This window comes from Capnocytophaga sp. oral taxon 903 (assembly GCF_013394785.1).
GTDB lineage: Bacteria > Bacteroidota > Bacteroidia > Flavobacteriales > Flavobacteriaceae > Capnocytophaga > Capnocytophaga ochracea.
This window is the reverse complement of record NZ_JABXYW010000002.1, coordinates 1611854-1631226: the sequence shown is the minus strand read 5'-3', so window position 1 is coordinate 1631226 and position 19373 is coordinate 1611854. Positions and strand designations below refer to the sequence as shown.

Genomic DNA, 19373 nt, shown 5'->3' with positions numbered 1-19373 from the left:
AAGACTGCTGTGTAGCAGTCTTTTTTATTTTTCTTATATAGATGTCTTATACTTCTAACTGAAACACCTCTTGTACCCAACTGATACTTTCATCTATTGACGAGGTATCTTTCAAGTGGTTTACAAATTGCGTGGTTATCTTCTGAATGATGCGGTTACTTATCATTTCAGCTTGTTGCTCGTTAAAGTTTTCTATTTTCTTTCGCTGGAAGTCCATTTCAGCTTCTTTAAGGCTTTCAAGCTTCGCTTTTAACGCTTTGATAGTAGGTGCAAACTTGCGGTTGTCTAACCATTCGAAAAACTCTTCTTTTACCTCTTCTAAAATCTCCAAAGCCTGTGGAATCGCTTCTTTTCTACGCTCTAAGGCTTCGTCTTTGCGCTTAGAAAGCTCGTCCATATGCAAAAGGGTTACATTGGGGAGTGTTGCCACTTGTTCCTCCACGTTCTTAGGAATAGAAAGGTCTAAAATGAGTATCGGTTGAGCCGGATTGATAAAATCTTTATACACCGTAGGAGTAGCAGCCCCTGTGGCAACTATGAGTACATCAGCTTTGCTAATTTCATTTCGTAACTCGTTAAAATCTTTAACGATTACATTAAACTTACCCGCTATTTGTTCTGCTTTCTCGCGCGTGCGATTGATAAGAGTAATATGTTCGTTTTGAGTGTGCTTGATGAGGTTTTCGCACGTATTGCGACCTATCTTGCCTACACCAAAGAGAAGAATATTCTTTTGCGACACCTCAGGTATATTCTGCATAATATACTGCACCGCCGTAAACGATACTGAGGCTGCTCCTGAAGAAAGCGCCGTCTCGTTCTTAATACGCTTGCTGGCGTTAATAACAGAATTCATCAATCGCTCCAAAAAGGCTTTGGCAAGACCTTTGTCGCGCGAGAGATTAAAGGCTTGTTTTATCTGTCCTATAATCTCAAAGTCCCCAAGAATCTGGCTATCTAAACCTGTCCCTACTTCAAAAAGATGATGCACAGCCTCTTTGTTCTTTGTTACGTAACCCACTTTCTGAAAATCATCTACCGACCCATTAGAATTTTCACAGAGCAGTTGTATCAGCTGAAAAGGGTGTTCGGCATAACCATAGAGCTCCGTACGATTACAAGTAGAAATTACCAATAGCTCCTCAAAGCCTTCACTTTTAGCTTGGGAGAGCAATTGGTCTTTGTTTTCAGGGGTAAGACTAAACATTCCACGCATCGTTGCATCAGCTTTCTGGTAGCTGAGCCCAATGCAGTAAAAGGTTTTATTCTTAGATATAGTAGGTTGTGACATAGTTTTTTAGTAATTGATACTATCAGTAGTTGTGTTTCGCAAGCGCAAAAATAATAAGTTCGCCGCAAATCACATAAGATACGACGAACTTTTATTCTAAAAAAATAAAATATGTAAACAATCTAAATAATTAGTCTTTTTATCATTTTGTCTATTTGTTAATTGCCACAGCGACTGAGAGGCAAAGTAGAGCACCTTAGCAATCCCTCTTGTTTGGCAATCTCGGCATATGGTATTTCCTCTACGGTAAAGCCTTGTGAGCGCAACCAGTTGTTCAAGCGTGTAAAATTCTTTTCAGAAACCACCACCTCTGGGCTAATAGAAAAGATGTTGCTAAACATATGGTACATTTCCTCTCGCTCTATATGAAAGAGATTCTCTTTGCCAAAGAGGTCTACCAAATACTGATAATCAGCTTCAGAACGGAAACCACCTTTGTAGATAATTCCTTTGTCTTTACCAATCGGTTGAAAGCAACAGTCGAGGTGGAGGGCATTATCACGCGCCTCAGTTTGTGATTTCACCAAATCAAACTCCTTTACCTTTTTCTGAGGAAAGAGCTTTTGGATAAAAGCCACCCCTGCTACATTGGTACGAGCTGTGATTTGCTGTTTATAATCTTCCCCTTTATAAGTCCCGATGAAAATATGGTCGTTCCAGGGCATTACATCGCCCCCTTCAATGTGTACCTCAGCAGGAGGGGTTATCACTTTTTTAGGGTCTATTTGTTTTACAATGTACTCAATAGCCTGAAATTCTTCTTGTCTATCGGGTAGTATATTAGCTTTGATAAAAGTATCTTCAATCACAAAACCGATATCGCGAGTGAATATCTGGTTGCAGTCAGTAATGATTTCAGGGCGATAAATGGTTACACCGTATTTTTGGAGCACTGCACAAAAAGCGTCCATTTCGGCAACCATATCCTTTTCTATGGGGTAAGTACCCGCTTTGATATGCTCCGCCGATTTAGGGTCGTAGGCTTCTTCGAGCTTTGGAGTAGGTCCATTGCTAGTAGCTGTGCCTAAAATCACAGTTTCTAATTGATCAGTTTCGTTTGTAATATGTAATTTTAGCATATTAATATTGTCTTGTTTTGGGCAAAGATACAAATAATTTGGTAATTAGCAAATTTATCAGTTCTCAATTGCTAATTGATAATTATTTTGTACTTTTGTCGCTCTAAATTCAATACAATGAACACCATACGCATAGGTACACGCGATAGTGAGTTGGCTCTCTGGCAAGCTAAAACGGTACAAAACCAATTAAAAACCTTAGGTTATCCCACTGAGATAGTAAGCACTAAATCTCACGGAGATATAGAGCTAAGCAAACCGCTCTACGAAATGGGAGTTACCGGTATCTTTACCAAAGCGCTGGATATTGCCTTGATCAATGGCGAAATAGATATTGCCGTACATAGTATGAAGGACGTACCCACGGCTCTACCTGAAGGGATAGCCGTAGGAGCGGTGCTCAAGCGCGGGAATCCTCACGATGTGTTAGTATACAAGGATGACCTTTCGTTTTTGGAAGCTGAAATAGCAACTATAGCCACCAGCAGTTTGCGACGCAAGGCGCAATGGTTACACCGCTACCCGCATCATAAGATAGAGAATTTAAGGGGAAATGTAAATACCCGCTTGCAAAAACTCACCGATAACCCTTGGAATGGGGCTATCTTTGCTGCTGCGGGCTTGGAACGCATTAATAAATTACCTGAAAAACACTTGGTGCTGGATTGGATGCTACCTGCACCTGCGCAAGGAGCTATCGTAGTGGTGGTGCGCGAGGATAACGTAGCCTTGCAGAAAAAACTACTCCCTCTCCACGACGATTATACTTATATAGCTACTCAGTTAGAACGCGATTTTCTTCGCGCTTTAGAAGGTGGTTGTACCGCACCTATTGGAGCTTTTGCTGAATTTAAAGATGAAAAACTCTACTTCAAAGGAGGCTTGTGGAGCGAAGATGGTAAAGAGGCTTCGGTAATAGACGAAGTACTCACTCAAATAGATGAATATACGGGAGAAAAACTTGCTACAATGGTAAGAAGTTAACGATTAATGGTTAAAAAAAAGCGCAACACTTGGTTACAAGTGTTGCGCTTTTTTATTGCTTATTATACTATAACTACGCATCGATTTTAGCGTACTTAGCGTTTTTCTCGATGAACTCACGACGTGGTGGTACTTCATCACCCATCAGCATAGAGAATACGCGGTCGGCTTCAGTAGCGTTGTCGATGGTTACTTGGCGAAGGGTGCGGTGTTCAGGATTCATAGTGGTATCCCACAACTGGTGATCGTTCATTTCACCCAAACCTTTATAACGCTGGATATTCACATTGCCCATTTCAGCTGAAAGCGCATCGCGTTGTTTGTCGTTCCAAGCGTACTCTTCGCGTTTGCTGTTTTTGCTTTTTACTAAATAGAGCGGTGGTGTGGCAATATACACGTGTCCGTTCTCTATAAGTTCGCGCATATAGCGGAAGAAGAACGTAAGGATAAGAGTAGTGATGTGCGAACCGTCTACATCGGCATCACACATAATAATTACTTTGTGGTAACGGAGCTTGCTCAAATTAAGTGCTTTGGCATCTTCCTCAGTACCCACAGTTACACCCAAAGCGGTATAGATATTCTTAATTTCATCGCTATCGAACACCTTGTGTTGCATTGCTTTTTCGACGTTGAGGATTTTACCTCTGAGGGGTAGTATCGCTTGGATATCTTTGTTACGTCCTTGTTTAGCTGTACCGCCCGCTGAGTCTCCCTCAACCAGGAAAAGCTCGCATTTTGCTGGATCTTCTTCAGAACAGTCGGCGAGTTTACCAGGAAGACCGCCACCACTCATCACGCTCTTACGTTGTACCATCTCACGAGCTTTGCGCGCTGCTTGACGTGCTTGAGCAGCCAAAATCACTTTCTCGACAATGGTTTTGGCATCGTTAGGATTTTCTTCGAGATAATCTTCGAGCATTTGTCCTACGGCTTGAGATACGGCTGAGGTTACTTCGCGGTTACCGAGTTTGGTTTTTGTCTGTCCTTCGAATTGAGGTTCGGCTACTTTTACCGAAATGACAGCGGTAAGCCCTTCACGGAAGTCATCACCTTCAATCTCCACAGGGTTCTTTTTATCTTTACTCATCTTCTCGAGCAAGCCTGATTTATCGGCATAGGCTTTGAGGGTACGAGTGAGCCCCATACGGAAACCTTGCAAGTGAGTACCTCCTTCGGAAGTGTTGATATTATTGACGTAAGAGTGTAGGTTCTCGTTATATGAATCGTTGTAAATCATAGCGACCTCCACAGGGATACCGTTCTTTTCTCCGTCCATAGCTATCACGTTTCCGATGATAGGCATACGGTTGCCATCGAGGAATTTAACGAATTCTTTTAGTCCGTTTTGTGAATAGAATTTTTCGGTGATAAAGTTACCTTTTTCGTCTTTGTTGCGAAGGTCGGTAAGGGTAATAGTAATTCCTTTATTTAAATAAGCGAGCTCGCGAATACGGGCTGCGAGGGTATCGTATTTATATTCAATAGTTTGTTCAAAAATTACTTCATCGGGGTGAAAAGTAACCTTAGTACCGCGTTTATCGGTGTCGCCCACTTGTTTTACAGGGTACATCGCTACCCCGCGTTGGTACTCTTGTTGCCATATTTTGCCGTCGCGGTATACGGTAGCAGTAAGATGGTCGGAAAGGGCATTTACACAGGAAACTCCTACCCCGTGCAAACCACCCGATACCTTATAAGAACCCTTGTCGAACTTACCTCCGGCACCGATTTTAGTCATTACCACTTGAAGTGCAGAAACGCCTTCTTTCTTGTGGACATCTACTGGGATACCGCGACCGTTGTCTTCCACGGTGATAGAATTATCCTCATTAATGGTTACCGAAATAGTATCGCAATAGCCTGCGAGCGCTTCGTCGATAGAGTTATCAAGCACCTCGTATACAAGGTGGTGTAACCCGCGCGTACCCACATCGCCGATGTACATTGAGGGGCGCATACGCACGTGTTCCATTCCTTCAAGGGATTGGATATTGTCTGCTGAATATTCAGCTGAATTTTGTTGTTCGTTATATAATTCTTCTGCCATAATTTTAATATCGAATCAAGGGTGCAAAGGTATGAATTAATTTATTAATGAGCAAATTTTATAATAGATAAATAAGAATGAGAGAATTAGAAAATGAGAAAATGAGAAAATTAGGAAATTTGGAAATTAGCAAATGGGTAGTGATAAAAAAGGTTTTTTGATGGATCTGACTTGTCGGACAAATTGGACTTGTCTGAGTTATCGGAGGAAAACGAAAAATATAAAAAGTGAGTCGGGAGGATTTTTAGTGAAAAAAGGGTGTGAGGAGGGTGTGGTTAGCTTATAGAGAGCTTATAGAGAGCTTATAGAGAGCTTATAGGAAGCTTATACGAATCTTGGACGATTGGTATAGAAAGGGTATATAAGTGATTGAATAATAGTATAATACAACAGATTTAAAAATGGTAAAAACAGGGTTTCGAGGCGAAAGAAAAGGAATCCTCACCCCTACCCTCTCCCAAGGAGAGGGGGAATGTAGCGACGAAAAGGAGAGAGGATAATTAGAGAATTAGCAAATTTGGAAATGAGAAAATGGGGTGGTGTGGGGTCTTAGGGAATAGGCACTAAGGGGGGAGTGTGATGGAAAAGGGAAGAAATAACGAATGATGAATGACGAGAGATGTGACGCAAAAGCGACTACGATATTGTAAATGAGAGATAATCACTCTTTCTAACCCTTAGATTCGCTTTACTATCTTTGCTGTTAGAAAAAAAATATCTACCTTTGCCAAAAATATTTAGAGCTACGCAGGCGGAAATTGTAAGATTTCAAACAGAAATAAGTGCGTTAGACTTCCCCTTACTTACAACTATTAAGAAGAAAGTTGTAATAACACGAGTGTAAGAACAAATAAGAATTGACAATAAGGAAAGAATCGGTTGGATTCTTTTCAGTTTTAACTTTTAACTAAAACAATATGGAATTAAACAAACTAATTGACCACACACTTCTAAAAGCAACGGCTACCATTGCGGATATTGAGACCCTTTGCAAAGAAGCAGTGGAGTACGATTTTTATTCGGTATGTGTGAATAGCTGTTATGTAACAACAGCTAAGAAATTTTTAGCAGGCACTGATATCAAGGTGTGTAGCGTGGTAGGCTTTCCCTTAGGAGCAATGTCGGCTAAAGCAAAATACTTTGAGACGGGTGAAGCTCTCTCCGATGGTGCCGACGAGATTGATATGGTGCTAAACGTAGGCTTATTAAAATCTGGTGAAGTGAACAAAGCGTTAGACGAAATTATATCACTGAAACGCTGTGTAGGCGAGAATAGAGTGCTAAAAGTAATCCTCGAAACCTGCTACCTCACTGACGAAGAAAAACGCTTGGCTTGCCGTATGGCTCTTGATGCTAAAGCGGACTTTGTAAAGACCTCTACAGGATTCGGCTCAGGAGGAGCTACCCTTGCAGATGTGAAACTAATGAAAGAATGTGTGCAAGACAAGGCAAAAATAAAAGCCTCAGGAGGTATACGCGACTACGAAACAGCTATGCAGTACGTGAACTTAGGGGTACAACGCATTGGTACATCGAACGGTATTGCTATCTTAAAAGGAGAAAAAGGAACGGGCTACTAATGAAAATTATCAGTTATAACGTAAATGGCATTAGGGCAGCGCTTACGAAAGGCTTTGCCGACTGGCTGAAAAGTGCTAACCCCGATGTGTTGTGCTTGCAAGAGATTAAAGCTACAGAAGACCAAATCCCTACGGAAGTTTTTTCGGAATTGGGCTATAAATATCAGTATTACCACAGTGCAGAGAAGAAAGGTTATAGTGGCGTAGCGATACTCTCTAAAATAGAACCTAAGCACGTGGAAGTAGGTACGGGTATCGACTATATGGACAAGGAAGGACGGGTGCTTCGCGCCGATTTTGAGACCCTATCAGTAATGAGTCTGTACTTGCCCTCAGGTACAAACCCTGACCGCCTTGACTTCAAACTGACTTTTATGGCTGACTTTCAAAAGTACATAGACAAACTGAAACAGAAGGTGCCTAACCTCGTTATTTGTGGTGACTATAACATCTGTCACGAGGCGATAGACATTCACGACCCCATACGAAATGCCAATGTATCGGGCTTTCTTCCCGTAGAGCGCGAGTGGTTGGATAAGTTTATGAAGAGTGGTTTTATTGATAGTTTTCGCTATTTCCACAAAGAAGCACATCAGTACTCGTGGTGGAGCTATCGCGCAAATGCTCGCAACAACAACAAGGGCTGGCGCATCGATTATCACTTGGTATCTGCTCCCTTAGAAAACCGTATGGAGCGCGCACTTATACTCCCCGAAGCTAAACACAGCGACCACTGCCCTATCTTATTAATGATTAATGGTTAGTGGTTAATGATTAATGATTAAAGGCTATCCGAAAAGTTTATGCTGTTTATACTGCAAAAACGAGTTTTTCGGACAGCCTTTGTTTCTTATTTCTTCTTTAAAGTAAAACAGTGCATTCCCTCTTCAAAACTATACTTCACCTGCAATTGATAACTATCGACGATAGACTTTACAATAGCTAAGCCTAAGCCGGTGGAAGTAGCGTCCTGTTGCCCTTTGTGAAAGCGCTGGAAAATCTTGCTAGGGTGTAAGCGTATTCCGTCTTTGGCAGTATTCTTCACTTGAAAACAGTTTTCTTCTAAACGGACTTGTATCTCCCTTCCCTTTTCGGTGTATTTAATGGCATTACGCAATAAGTTCGACACGAGTACCATTGCCAAATCCTTATTCATTTCCACTTGAAAATCACTATCTTCTTTCACCGTAATTTTCAATTCTTTAAAGGCTATTAAATCACTGAGATCTTCTATAATAGTTGCTGTGAGCGCTTGAAACGATATGCTCTCGGCTTGCTTGTATTGGTGATTTTCTATGCGGGTGAGCATCAGTAGCGACTTGTTTAGGTGAGTCATTCGCATTAGTGACTGCTTGATTTCGCTGAGCTGAACTAATTGCTTTTCGGTCAGTGAAGGGTCATCGGTTAATAGTTCTAATTTGTTGAGGGTAATAGCTAAGGGTGTTTGCAATTCGTGTGAAGCGTTCTCAATAAACACTTTCTGTTCTTCAAATACTACTTCGTTGCGTTGCCACATTTGCTGGATATTGTCGTGCAACACGTTGAACTCAATCACATCGGTAACGATGGGCTGTAGTTTGGTTTTATTTCCTACTTCATATTGGCGAATAGCTGTGAGTATCCCCTTGAAAGGTTTCCATATTTTATTGATAACTAACAGATTGACAAGATACATTGAGAGTACCAACACCACATACAATACCCCCAGCGCAATGGCTAAATTGAACAGCAAATCGTCTTTTTCTACCGTAGAGGTGCGTATCTCAAGCGTATAGGGGTTCATATCACGGTCGTAGAAGCTCGTTTTGAGTACCCTGTATGGCTCGTCTTCATCGTCAAAAGGCATATAGAAAAAGGCATTGCTAAGAACATTGTGGTCGGAGAAATCATCTTGCGAAGGGTACACTCTAAAGTCTTCCATACCAAATTCATTTATCTTTAACAGTTCGGGGTGGCGAAGGATATTTTGGATAATGAGCGTCTTCTTGTCTTTCAGTCCGTCATCAATATTGTCGTACACCTCGTCTAAAATATAAGCGTAGAACACCGCCGCCCACACCGCCAAGATGAGCAAAAAAGTGAGCGTGAGGTAGCGCAAGGTGTAGTTTTTCAGTGATATTTTCATAGTTATACCAATTTATAACCAATGCCATAAACCACTTGGAGGTCTATTTCGGCTTCGGCAGTTTTGAGTTTTTTGCGGAGATTTTTTATTTGCGAATAGATAAAATCGAGGCTATCGACTTGGTCGATATAGTCTCCCCAGACGGCTTCGGCAAGGGTGGTTTTCTCTACCAATCGTTCAGGACGAATGATAAAGTAATACAAGAGGTCGTATTCCTTTCGGTTGAGAGTAAGCGTTGTATCGCCTACCTTCACGGTACGGGTTTCGGGGAAGAGCCGTACGTTTTTGAGGGTAATCACTTCCTCACCTTGCTGGTTTTTGCGCCGTATAATTGATTTGACGCGAGCCAAGAGTTCGGCGAGGTGAAAAGGTTTTGCAAGATAATCGTCAGCGCCCTTTTCGAGTCCGAGCACCTTGTCCTCTACCGAGTCTTTCGCTGAGATGATAAGCACCGAATGGTTCTTTTTCATCGCCCTAAGCTCGTCGAGCAATCGCATACCGCTACCGTTGGGCAACATAATGTCCAAAAGAATGCAATCGTAGTCGTAGTCGGCAAGTTTAGCTAACCCCGAAGGGTAGTCTTTTGCTGTTTCCACCAAAAAGTGTTCTTGTTCGAGGAACTGTCGCAGGGTAAGGCGCAGTTCCTTTTCGTCTTCTATAATCAGGATTTTCATACGGGGGCAAAGATAATAAATAATTACGAATGAAGAAAGATTAGGAAATGAGGAAATTAGAGAATGAGGAAATTAGAGAATGAGGAAATTAGCAAATTAGAGAATGGGGTAAATACCAATAATGCCAAAAATGCCAAAAATACTGATAATACTAATAATTAACTTTGGCAAAGGTGCGAGCCACACAGGCAAAACTTTGCCAAAGTTTGAGATGAAAAAGCGATGTGTTGAGATTGTTAGGAGGATTCGGAAGGAAACGGAGATTTTCAGAAGAAGGCTAAGGACGTTTTTGGTGAAAAAAGGGTGTAAGGAGGGTGGGGTTAGCTTATAGAGAGCTTATAGGAAGCTTATACGAATCTTGGACGATTGGTACAGAAAGGGTATATAAAGGGTATATAAATAGTTGATTCATACTGTAATACAACAAGACTAAAAATGTTAAAAACGGGGTTTCGAGGCGAAAGAAAGAGGAATCCTCACCCCGTTCACATACTCTCCTATTCGGAGACTACTCCCAAGGAGAGGGGGAAATAGTGACGGAAAGGAGGAAGGTAGCGACGGAAAGGGAAATCCTCTCCCCTGATCACATACTCTCCTATTCGGAGACTTCTCCCAAGGAGAGGGGGAATGTAGTGGCGGGGATTATACCGCTTGTGGTTTTACCTTTTAGGTTTTACCTGCGTAAGCTTTGCGTTAAACATTCTTAAAAGATTCTTAATTGATGCTTAAAATTTCACAGGAGTAGCGCGATGGTATAGGGAATGTGAAGTGGGATTATATAATAAAAAGTGTATAATTTTCAGCGAGTTATAACAGAAAGCAGGTAAGGACATTAAGTAAAGGTGACAGAAGAGTGTAAAAAAAATGGACAATTAATTTTGTATAGATATTTCTTTTTCGTATCTTTGCACCGTGTATAGTACCCAGTGGGTATGATTTATAGTATTTTTAGCAATGTTTTAATCCGTATTTTAAAAATGAAAGTAAGCAATTTTTTTAAATACATAAGTGTTTTTCTGCTCTTATACTTCCTTGGTATAGAAGGAGTGCAAGGACAAGATAATAAACTAGTTTCTGCAAAAACAAATTTTTCTTTTGTTTGTGCAAGTGCCACTAACAATGGGAAACTTCAGCCAAACAATCCAAAAGATGATTCAGGATTTAGAATTAGTGTACGTTGGTCACCCCCTCTTCCAAATGCTGATAATAAATATATATTTGAACTTTCCGATGCTAATGGAAGTTTCAATAACCCAACTGTACTACAAACTCAGAATGAAAAATTTTGGCCTGGAAAGACATTAAATACAGCCCAGACCTTTGAAGCCTATGTAACTTTCCCTAAGACTTTAAAGGGTAAAAAATACCGGATTCGCGTACGTTCAACCAACCCTGCGAGCGAAATAATAGCTACTATTGGTAGTAGTCCTAATCAGGAATTTGAAGGTTCTTATATGAATGTAGCACAAGCTTTAAAAACTACTCCTTCAGGTAATATAAATCTTTGTCCTGGACAGTCATTAGATATATCAGTAGCACAAATTTTTACTAGTGTTGGAAGTACCAATATTTCTGACTACAAGTATGTTTGGTATAGAAAACCTTTTGACCCTTCTTACCACGGTAGTTCTTGGGGAATTAAAATACCTAATCAAACAGGTCCTAAACTTACTGTAACTGAAGAAGGAACATATATAGTAGCTATCGATTACGGCGATAACTGCTTTGACCGAAATTATTCAAAGTCCAACAACATCACTGTAAAAGTTGCAGGCGGTGGGCAGTCGTTAGTGCTTAGTAGTTCGGCTACTGAGATATGTAGTTCAGAGAGCTTTACCCTTACTGCTACCCCTGCGGGCAATGAGACCTATACGTGGTATCGCGACAATACTAAGTTGGGCGAAACTAATGGGGTGGCTACCTATGTGGTGTCGCCCCCCAATAATCTTCCGGGTAAATACCGCGTGCAGATAGGCAACGGCAGTGCCTGCGATGTGCGCTCCAATGAAATAGAGATAAAACATAAAGATGCTATTAAAGCTAATATTACTACCACGGGGGGCAATGTATTGTTACCGAACAAACAGCGTACCCTCACCGTAAACACCACTGCCCAAAATCCTTCGTACAAATGGTTTAAGGACGGGGTAGAAATACCGGGGCAAACTGCCAATACTTATGTAGTAACTAGCGCAGGCAAATACAAAGCCCAAGTAACCCAAACGGGCAGTTGTGCTTCGACAGTAGAAACTGAGGAGTACGAACTCAAAGCCCCTGATAGCTTTAAGGTGAGCATCAAGCCCAAAACTTCTTATCAGCCTTGCGAGACGAACAGCATAGACCTCACAGTAGACAAAATTACAGCCTTATCGGGCGCTACTGAGCTTGCAATAGACCCGAGCGACTATTCGTTTTTCACTTTCCAATGGCAAAGAGAAACGGGCGGTGCATTTACCGATATCAATACCACGCAAGAAATCACTCTTAACAGCGCTACCCAAAACGGCAAATACCGCTTGAAAATAACGGCTTCGGGGTTTCCTGCCATTCCTGAATCGAATGTATTAGATATTCAATTGCAGGACAGCAATGCATTGCGCATTAACAACAGTGTAGATAATGTGGATTTTTGTGGAGAGGTGTATACGCTCACGGTTACCACTGGTGCCGACCCTACAGCTACTTACACTTGGTTTAAAGACCGCGCACAGATAGCACAAGGGGTAGGAATGACCCAATATGGGGTAACTACCACAGGAGTGTATTACGCTACCATAGGCGGTACGGGCGGAGGTTGCCCTGCTACGTCCAACTCGGTAGTGGCAAAGCGTACCGTTATCACAGCACGTTGGGCGGAAGATATGAACACTCGCGAGATTTACTACCCTGCAAAAACTACGGTACTGAAAATATCGCATAATATGACCAACCCTACTGTGGAATGGAAGAAAAACGGCACTGTAATAGCAGGCGTTACGGGGGTGGAATACACGGTTACTGATACGCCTGTATCGGCTGACGTATACGAAGCAAAAATCACCGATGGCGGTAGTTGTGGTACAAGTATCAGCCTTACCCCTATTTATTTTGAAACCATTGCTGATATTAAAGGTGTGAGAGTAGGAACGGTAGCATCTACCAACTGTGAAACCCGTACGCAAACCACTCTTGAAGTACAAAAGATAACCGTACAGCTAAGCAGCAGTGGAGAACAGGTGGAAGTAAAGAAAATAGATTACCAATTCTTTAACTTCCAATGGCAAAAAGACAGCAACGATGTGCCAGGCGAAACTCGACAGCAGTTTGTCGTGTCGCGCGCAGGCAACTCAGAATCGGCTAAATATTCAGTGCGGGTTAGTTATGGCACGATTATCAAGACTTCGGACGAAAAACCGGTAGCCTTTACTCCTATCCCCGATTTTGAAATATCGTCGGCTGACGGTGCGAAAGGAACAGTATACCTTTGCCAAGGAGGAACTATTAGTCTTACCGTAGCTGCTGATAGCTTCGACCCTAACTCATCAGTAGCCGATAGTTTTTCATACGTATGGAAGAAAGTAACGAGTGCCAATTACACTAACGACACTCCCATAGGCAGTGAAAACCCTACGGCAAGCGTGAACGAAATAGGCGAATACTATTTAGAAATTAACAACGGCGGTTGCCCTAAACGCGCTCATATACAAGTGAAGAACTACCAAGTAGGCGGTTTGAAATTGAGTTTAATGCGCGACAGTCAAGGCACTGCTCCTGTGAAACAAGTATACCAAACCAGTACAGCACGTGAGCGCAAGTTCGACGTGCGTATAGGTGATAGATTAGTTGCCGAAGGGGGAAATAAATTCAGTTGGACAAAAGACGACGGCACGGTGAAATACGGCACGATTTTAGAGGTTACCAATGAGGATATGTCGGGTTCTTATACACTGAAAGAGGAGTCGTGCGTGGCAGCAGGCGAGAACATATTGCCTTTTGAACTGAATATCTACCAAGTGGTGGAAGTGCCTAATGTGGTAACTCCTAACGGCGATGGTATTAACGATAAGTGGGAAATACCGTCGGTATACCTCACTCCGAAAGTGAAGGTAACGATATACTCACAAGAAGGTAAAGAAGTACTCTCGACAAACAACTACCAAAATAATTGGCCTAATGAGCGTACTTTCAATGACCTTGGCAAGCGTGCGCTTATCTATATCTATACCCTCAAAGGTGAGATTACCGAAAACGGCGAAACGAGAAGCGTGGATAAGAAAGGAACCATTACAATACTTAAATAAGAATTGACGATGAAGATAGTACATAACATAACGATAACAGTGTTGGCGCTTAGTGTTCAGTTTTTATTTGCACAAAGTGATGGTAATTACCTACCCTACGAAATGCCTGGACATACGGCTGTAAAATACAATACCTACCTGATGAACCCTGCGTTTCCAATATTTAGCAAGAATGAGTCGCAAATTACCTTTTTCCATCGCAACCAGTGGATGGGCTTTAAGGAAGATAAGTTTAATACTTTTGGGCTCTCTTATGGCAAGAAGTGGGGTGGCGATGCAGGTAGAAAGAATGATTACTACGATGGCAACAATATGGCACACGGGTTGGTTTTCCAACGTACAGCAGGTATATTTGCCAATATAGGTATACTAGGAAACTACGTACACCAAGTAGAAATATCAGATGATAACTTTTTGCGCTTAGGGTTAAACGTAGCGTTTGCTCGCAGTAGTATCGACAGAAATAAAGTGCGCGCAAACGTGCAAGACCCCTTGATAGAGAATGCGAAACCTACGAGTATCATCAACTTACAACCAGGGGTAGACGTAAACTTTAACTTCTGGCATTTTGGTATTACCGCGGAGAACCTCTTAGACTATTCGTTTTCGGCAGGAGAAATGGCAGTGCCTTTTAATGAAAAGTCACTCACCGCTCACGTGATGTATCGCAAAGAATTGGATTCTCGTAGTGATTTCTTAGAAGATGGTTTTTTCAGTATATATGCTAAAGCTAAGAGAACCAAAGATAATTTTCAAATGGGCGGACACGTGATGTTGGACGTTCCTCTGGGTTGGGCTTACGCCGGTTATGACCAAAAATATGGAGCTTTCGGTGGCTTAGGCTTCAACGTGACTAACCACTTGAGCGTAGGATTTGGCTACGAACAAACCATTGCTAACTATGTAGCTGAATTGGGTGGTAGTTATGATGTGGTAGTTTCTTATCAGTTTGGTGGCAAACATCACATTAAGAAACCAATTAAGACTACTCCTCCTGAACCTACTGTAGTAACACCTCCAACACCTAAGGTAGTAACTCCTACGGTAACAGAAACGAAAACACCTACGGTAGAAACTCCTAAAACAACAACTAAAACACCTACTGTTCAAGAAGAATTAGACAAGCGCATAAGAGTGGTAGAAGACCCAAAAATAGAGGGTATAGCACAAGGCTATTATGTGATTGCAGGAGTATTCCAAAATCCTAAAGGAGCTTACCAAATGAGACGAGATATAGAGAATTTAGGTATCAAAGTATTCACATTTAAGAATAAAGAAAATGGTATGCACTATATCTATATTGATAGAGCTTATGAATCACGCGGAGAAGCAGGTGAAACATTGCTCAACTTGCTGAAACGTCCTGAATTTAAAAACTCTAACATTTGGGTACTAAAAGTAGGTAACTTATAAAGCATTTTAAGTAATATAAAAACGATGCTTTGCAATAGTAAAGCATCGTTTACTTTTAGAAAAGAAACATAAACTAAAAAAGAAAATATATGAAGAGTAACTTTTTGAAAATGGCAATATGCCTTATAGGACTATTAGCTTTACAGGCTTGTAGCACTGTAGATAGTCATAGATATCCTCACGGGAAAAAAGCAGCTACAAAAACTGCAAATATAAAAACAGGCATATATAAGACGAATGTAACAGCTACCTATTATCACGATAAGTTCAACGGAAGAAAAACTGCTAGTGGGGCTGTATTTAGCAATAGTAAGCTCACCACGGCACACCCCTCGTTGCCTTTTGGTACTCAACTAAAGGTTACCAATCGCATAAATGGCAAATCAGTAGTTGTTACTGTTACTGATAGAGGTCCCTTTACCAAAGGGAGAGAGCTCGACCTCTCTAAACGCGCCTTTATGGAAATCACTGACAATAAAAACAAAGGATTGATACAGGTAGATATAGAGATTGTAGAATAAGGAGTAAAACTCCTTATTTTTTTTACATTATTAGAACAAATAAAAAAAAGAGCAATTCTTTATCAGAATTGCTCTTCTTATAAGAAGGCGGCGACATACTCTCCCACGTGACCGTAGTACCATCTGCGCTAAAAGGTTTAACTGCTCTGTTCGGAATGGTAAGAGGTGAGACCTTTGACTATAACCACCTTAAATCGTTTTAGGTAAGAGGTAAGAGGTAAAAGATAAGAGCTTTTTAAAACTCCTTTTTGTATCTTAACCTAAAATACCAATTCCTAATCATATTTTTAACATATAGGGATAAAAAACATATTTTTAACTAACAACTTCTTAAGAGATTGATAATTGATAAAACATAAGTAGTATTACACTTTCTTACTTCTTATCTCTTAACTCTTATCTATAAAAAAGAATGCTGCGCGAAAAGTCTACGGGTGATTAGTATTACTCGGCTATGATGTTACCACCGTTACACCTGTAACCTATCAACGTGGTCATCTCCCACGACCCTTAAAAGAAATCTCATCTTGTGGCGGGTTTCGTACTTATATGCCTTCAGCACTTATCCCATCCGCACTTAGCTACTCTGCTATGCCCTTGGCAAGACAACAGATACACCAGCGGTGCGTCCAACTCGGTCCTCTCGTACTAGAGTCAGATCCACGCAAATTTCTAACGCCCACAGTAGATAGAGACCGAACTGTCTCACGACGTTCTGAACCCAGCTCGCGTGCCACTTTAATGGGCGAACAGCCCAACCCTTGGGACCTTCTCCAGCCCCAGGATGTGACGAGCCGACATCGAGGTGCCAAACCCCCCCGTCGATGTGAGCTCTTGGGGGAGATCAGCCTGTTATCCCCGGCGTACCTTTTATCCTTTGAGCGATGGCCCTTCCATACGGAACCACCGGATCACTATGCTCTACTTTCGTACCTGATCGACTTGTAGGTCTCTCAGTCAAGCTCCCTTATGCCATTGCACTCTTCGCACGGTTACCAAGCGTGCTGAGGGAACCTTTAGAAGCCTCCGTTACTCTTTTGGAGGCGACCACCCCAGTCAAACTACCCTCCACGAATTGTCCCCTACTCTTTGTAGGGTTAGACCTCAGATAAGCAAAGGGTGGTATTTCAACAATGACTCCACAACTACCGGAATAGCCACTTCTTAGTCTCCCACCTATCCTACGCATCACTTATCCAAGACCAATACGAAGATATAGTAAAGGTGCACAGGGTCTTTTCGTCCCACTGCGGGTAATCGGCATCTTCACCGATACTACAATTTCACCGAGCTCATGGCCGAGACAGTGTCCAAATCGTTACACCATTCGTGCAGGTCGGAACTTACCCGACAAGGAATTTCGCTACCTTAGGACCGTTATAGTTACGGCCGCCGTTTACTGGGGCTTCAATTCAAACCTTCGTGTTGCCACTAAGCTCTCCTCTTAACCTTCCAGCACCGGGCAGGTGTCAGACCCTATACCTCATCTTTCGATTTTGCAGAGTCCTGTGTTTTTGATAAACAGTCGCTTGGACCTTTTCACTGCGGCCTATCTTACGATAGGCGACCTTTCTCCCGAAGTTACAGGTCTATTTTGCCTAGTTCCTTAGCCATGAATCTCTCGAGCGCCTTAGAATTCTCTTCCCAATCACCTGTGTCGGTTTACGGTACGGGCATTAATCTTCGCTTTTCTTGGAAACGTTGTCACCACTCTATCACCTCGGCCGAAGCCTCAGTGTACTATCAAAGCTATAACAGCTCCTTTAACGTACTATTCCGTCAGTACGCGGTAGTTATCTCGTTCCGTCACTTTTATCAGATTAATGGTACAGGAATATTAACCTGTTGTACATCCACTTCCCCTGCTCGGGTACGCGTTAGTCCCCGACTAACCCTCAGCTGATTAGCATAGCTGAGGAAACCTTGATCTTTCGGCGGGCAGGTTTCTCGCCTGCCTTATCGTTACTTATGCCTACATTTTCTTTTCTATAAGCTCCACTATGTCTCACAACTTTAGCTTCTACGCCTATAGAATGCTCCCCTACCGGTAGGTACTTCTGTACTACCCCATAGCTTCGGTAATATGCTTATGCCCGTTTATTATCCATGCCCAACCGCTCGACTAGTGAGCTGTTACGCACTCTTTAAATGTATGGCTGCTTCCAAGCCAACATCCTAGCTGTCAGTGCAGTCAGACCGCGTTTGGTCAACTTAGCATATATTTGGGGACCTTAGCTGATGGTCCGGGTTCTTTCCCTTTAGGATATGGACCTTAGCACCCATACCCTCACTGCTGATGAGCATTTAATAGCATTCGGAGTTTGTCAGGAATTGGTAGGCGATGAAACCCCCGCATCCAATCAGTAGCTCTACCTCTATTAAACTCAAATCAACGCTGCACCTAAATGCATTTCGGGGAGTACGAGCTATTTCCCAGTTTGATTGGCCTTTCACCCCTACCCTCAGGTCATCCGAAGTCTTTTCAACGACAACCAGTTCGGTCCTCCACGCTGTGTTACCAGCGCTTCAACCTGCCCAAGGGTAGATCACCAGGTTTCGCGTCTACTACTACCAACTTAACGCCCTATTCAGACTCGCTTTCGCTGCGGATTCGTATCTGAAATACTTATCCTCGCTGGTAACAGTAACTCGTAGGCTCATTATGCAAAAGGCACGCCGTCACAGCCTAAAGCTGCTCCGACCGCTTGTAGGCGTATGGTTTCAGGGTCTGTTTCACTCCGTTATTCACGGTTCTTTTCACCTTTCCCTCACGGTACTAGTTCACTATCGGTCTCTCAGGAGTATTTAGCCTTACCGGATGGTCCCGGCCGATTCAGTCAAGGTTCCTCGTGCCCCGACCTACTCAGGATACCCATAAGATTTATAAAACTGTGCCTATACGAGACTTTCACTCTCTGTGGTGTGTCTTTCCAAACACTTCTAATCCAGCTTTACAACCTATATCTGGGTCCTACAACCCCCACTCTGCCGTAACAAAGTGGGTTTGGGCTAATCCCATTTCGCTCGCCACTACTCTGGGAATCACTTTTGTTTTCTTCTCCTCCGCCTACTTAGATGTTTCAGTTCAGCGGGTTTGCCCATCTTTACGATGTAGTACATCTTCAATGTACTGGGTTGCCCCATTCGGATATTTGCGTATCAACTCGTATGTGCCAATCCACGCAACTTTTCGCAGCTTATCACGTCCTTCTTCGCCTCTGAGAGCCTAGGCATCCCCCATACGCCCTTACATAACTTTTCGCGCTTGTAGTCCTAGTCAATTGACAATTAACAATTGATAATTGACAATTATCTAGGTACCTCTCGTTCTCTTTGATTCTTTTTAATATTTTTTCGTTAGATTATCAATAAATCC

At 42.2% G+C, this 19373-nt stretch carries 11 protein-coding genes and 2 rRNA genes; 6 read left to right on the top strand and 7 right to left on the bottom strand.

All coding sequences use genetic code 11. From position 1 onward, the window contains the following. Positions 1-46 precede the first annotated feature (46 nt). On the bottom strand, positions 47-1291 hold the full coding sequence (hemA, locus tag HW279_RS06780) for a glutamyl-tRNA reductase (RefSeq protein WP_178958427.1): 1245 nt from the start codon (positions 1289-1291) through the stop codon (positions 47-49). A 158-nt stretch (positions 1292-1449) separates the two neighbouring features. Further along, positions 1450-2370 carry a dimethylarginine dimethylaminohydrolase family protein gene (locus tag HW279_RS06775; protein WP_178958426.1) on the bottom strand — a complete coding sequence of 307 codons (921 nt, stop codon included), beginning with the start codon at positions 2368-2370 and terminating at the stop codon, positions 1450-1452. A gap of 117 nt (positions 2371-2487) precedes the next feature. Between HW279_RS06775 and hemC the strand changes: the two genes are divergently transcribed. Then, positions 2488-3354 carry a hydroxymethylbilane synthase gene (gene hemC, locus HW279_RS06770; protein ID WP_178958425.1) on the top strand — a complete coding sequence of 289 codons (867 nt, stop codon included), beginning with the start codon at positions 2488-2490 and terminating at the stop codon, positions 3352-3354. A 73-nt stretch (positions 3355-3427) separates the two neighbouring features. On the opposite strand, the gene gyrB is transcribed toward hemC, so the two are convergent. Then, positions 3428-5404, bottom strand: coding sequence for a DNA topoisomerase (ATP-hydrolyzing) subunit B (gyrB, locus tag HW279_RS06765; protein WP_128091769.1), 1977 nt, complete (start codon positions 5402-5404; stop codon positions 3428-3430). Between the two features lie 917 nt (positions 5405-6321). Here gyrB and deoC point away from each other — a divergent pair. Next, positions 6322-6984, top strand: a complete 663-nt coding sequence (gene deoC, locus HW279_RS06760; RefSeq protein ID WP_015782573.1) for a deoxyribose-phosphate aldolase — start codon at positions 6322-6324, stop codon at positions 6982-6984. Next, complete coding sequence (locus HW279_RS06755; protein WP_178958424.1) at positions 6984-7748, top strand: exodeoxyribonuclease III; 765 nt, start codon at positions 6984-6986, stop codon at positions 7746-7748. The genes deoC and HW279_RS06755 overlap by 1 nt, the downstream gene beginning before the upstream one ends. Positions 7749-7834: 86 nt before the next feature. Here the strand turns inward: HW279_RS06755 and HW279_RS06750 are convergent, their stop codons facing one another. Then, positions 7835-9109, bottom strand: coding sequence for a sensor histidine kinase (locus HW279_RS06750; RefSeq protein WP_178958423.1), 1275 nt, complete (start codon positions 9107-9109; stop codon positions 7835-7837). 2 nt (positions 9110-9111) lie between these two features. Next, entirely contained in the window at positions 9112-9783 is a 672-nt protein-coding gene (locus HW279_RS06745) for a response regulator transcription factor (RefSeq protein ID WP_178958422.1), read from the bottom strand. 977 nt (positions 9784-10760) lie between these two features. Here HW279_RS06745 and HW279_RS06740 point away from each other — a divergent pair. From HW279_RS06740 to HW279_RS06730, 3 genes are all read left to right on the top strand, one after another. Continuing rightward, positions 10761-14063: a gliding motility-associated C-terminal domain-containing protein gene (locus HW279_RS06740; RefSeq protein ID WP_178958421.1), complete on the top strand. Its 3303-nt coding sequence runs from the start codon at positions 10761-10763 to the stop codon at positions 14061-14063. Positions 14064-14072: 9 nt separating this feature from the next. Next, positions 14073-15476: a PorP/SprF family type IX secretion system membrane protein gene (locus HW279_RS06735; RefSeq protein ID WP_178958420.1), complete on the top strand. Its 1404-nt coding sequence runs from the start codon at positions 14073-14075 to the stop codon at positions 15474-15476. Between the two features lie 89 nt (positions 15477-15565). Then, on the top strand, positions 15566-15997 hold the full coding sequence (locus HW279_RS06730; protein WP_178957873.1) for a septal ring lytic transglycosylase RlpA family protein: 432 nt from the start codon (positions 15566-15568) through the stop codon (positions 15995-15997). A gap of 82 nt (positions 15998-16079) precedes the next feature. On the opposite strand, the gene rrf is transcribed toward HW279_RS06730, so the two are convergent. Further along, positions 16080-16189, bottom strand: a 5S ribosomal RNA gene (gene rrf, locus HW279_RS06725). Between the two features lie 226 nt (positions 16190-16415). Next, a 23S ribosomal RNA gene (locus HW279_RS06720) occupies positions 16416-19259 on the bottom strand. Between the last annotated feature and the right edge of the window lie 114 nt (positions 19260-19373).

Coding starts and splice junctions, on each gene's coding strand:
- hemA (WP_178958427.1), bottom strand. CDS start 1,291: ATGTCACAACCTACTATATCTAAGAATAAAACCTTTTACTGCATTGGG.
- HW279_RS06775 (WP_178958426.1), bottom strand. CDS start 2,370: ATGCTAAAATTACATATTACAAACGAAACTGATCAATTAGAAACTGTG.
- hemC (WP_178958425.1), top strand. CDS start 2,488: ATGAACACCATACGCATAGGTACACGCGATAGTGAGTTGGCTCTCTGG.
- gyrB (WP_128091769.1), bottom strand. CDS start 5,404: ATGGCAGAAGAATTATATAACGAACAACAAAATTCAGCTGAATATTCA.
- deoC (WP_015782573.1), top strand. CDS start 6,322: ATGGAATTAAACAAACTAATTGACCACACACTTCTAAAAGCAACGGCT.
- HW279_RS06755 (WP_178958424.1), top strand. CDS start 6,984: ATGAAAATTATCAGTTATAACGTAAATGGCATTAGGGCAGCGCTTACG.
- HW279_RS06750 (WP_178958423.1), bottom strand. CDS start 9,109: ATGAAAATATCACTGAAAAACTACACCTTGCGCTACCTCACGCTCACT.
- HW279_RS06745 (WP_178958422.1), bottom strand. CDS start 9,783: ATGAAAATCCTGATTATAGAAGACGAAAAGGAACTGCGCCTTACCCTG.
- HW279_RS06740 (WP_178958421.1), top strand. CDS start 10,761: ATGAAAGTAAGCAATTTTTTTAAATACATAAGTGTTTTTCTGCTCTTA.
- HW279_RS06735 (WP_178958420.1), top strand. CDS start 14,073: ATGAAGATAGTACATAACATAACGATAACAGTGTTGGCGCTTAGTGTT.
- HW279_RS06730 (WP_178957873.1), top strand. CDS start 15,566: ATGAAGAGTAACTTTTTGAAAATGGCAATATGCCTTATAGGACTATTA.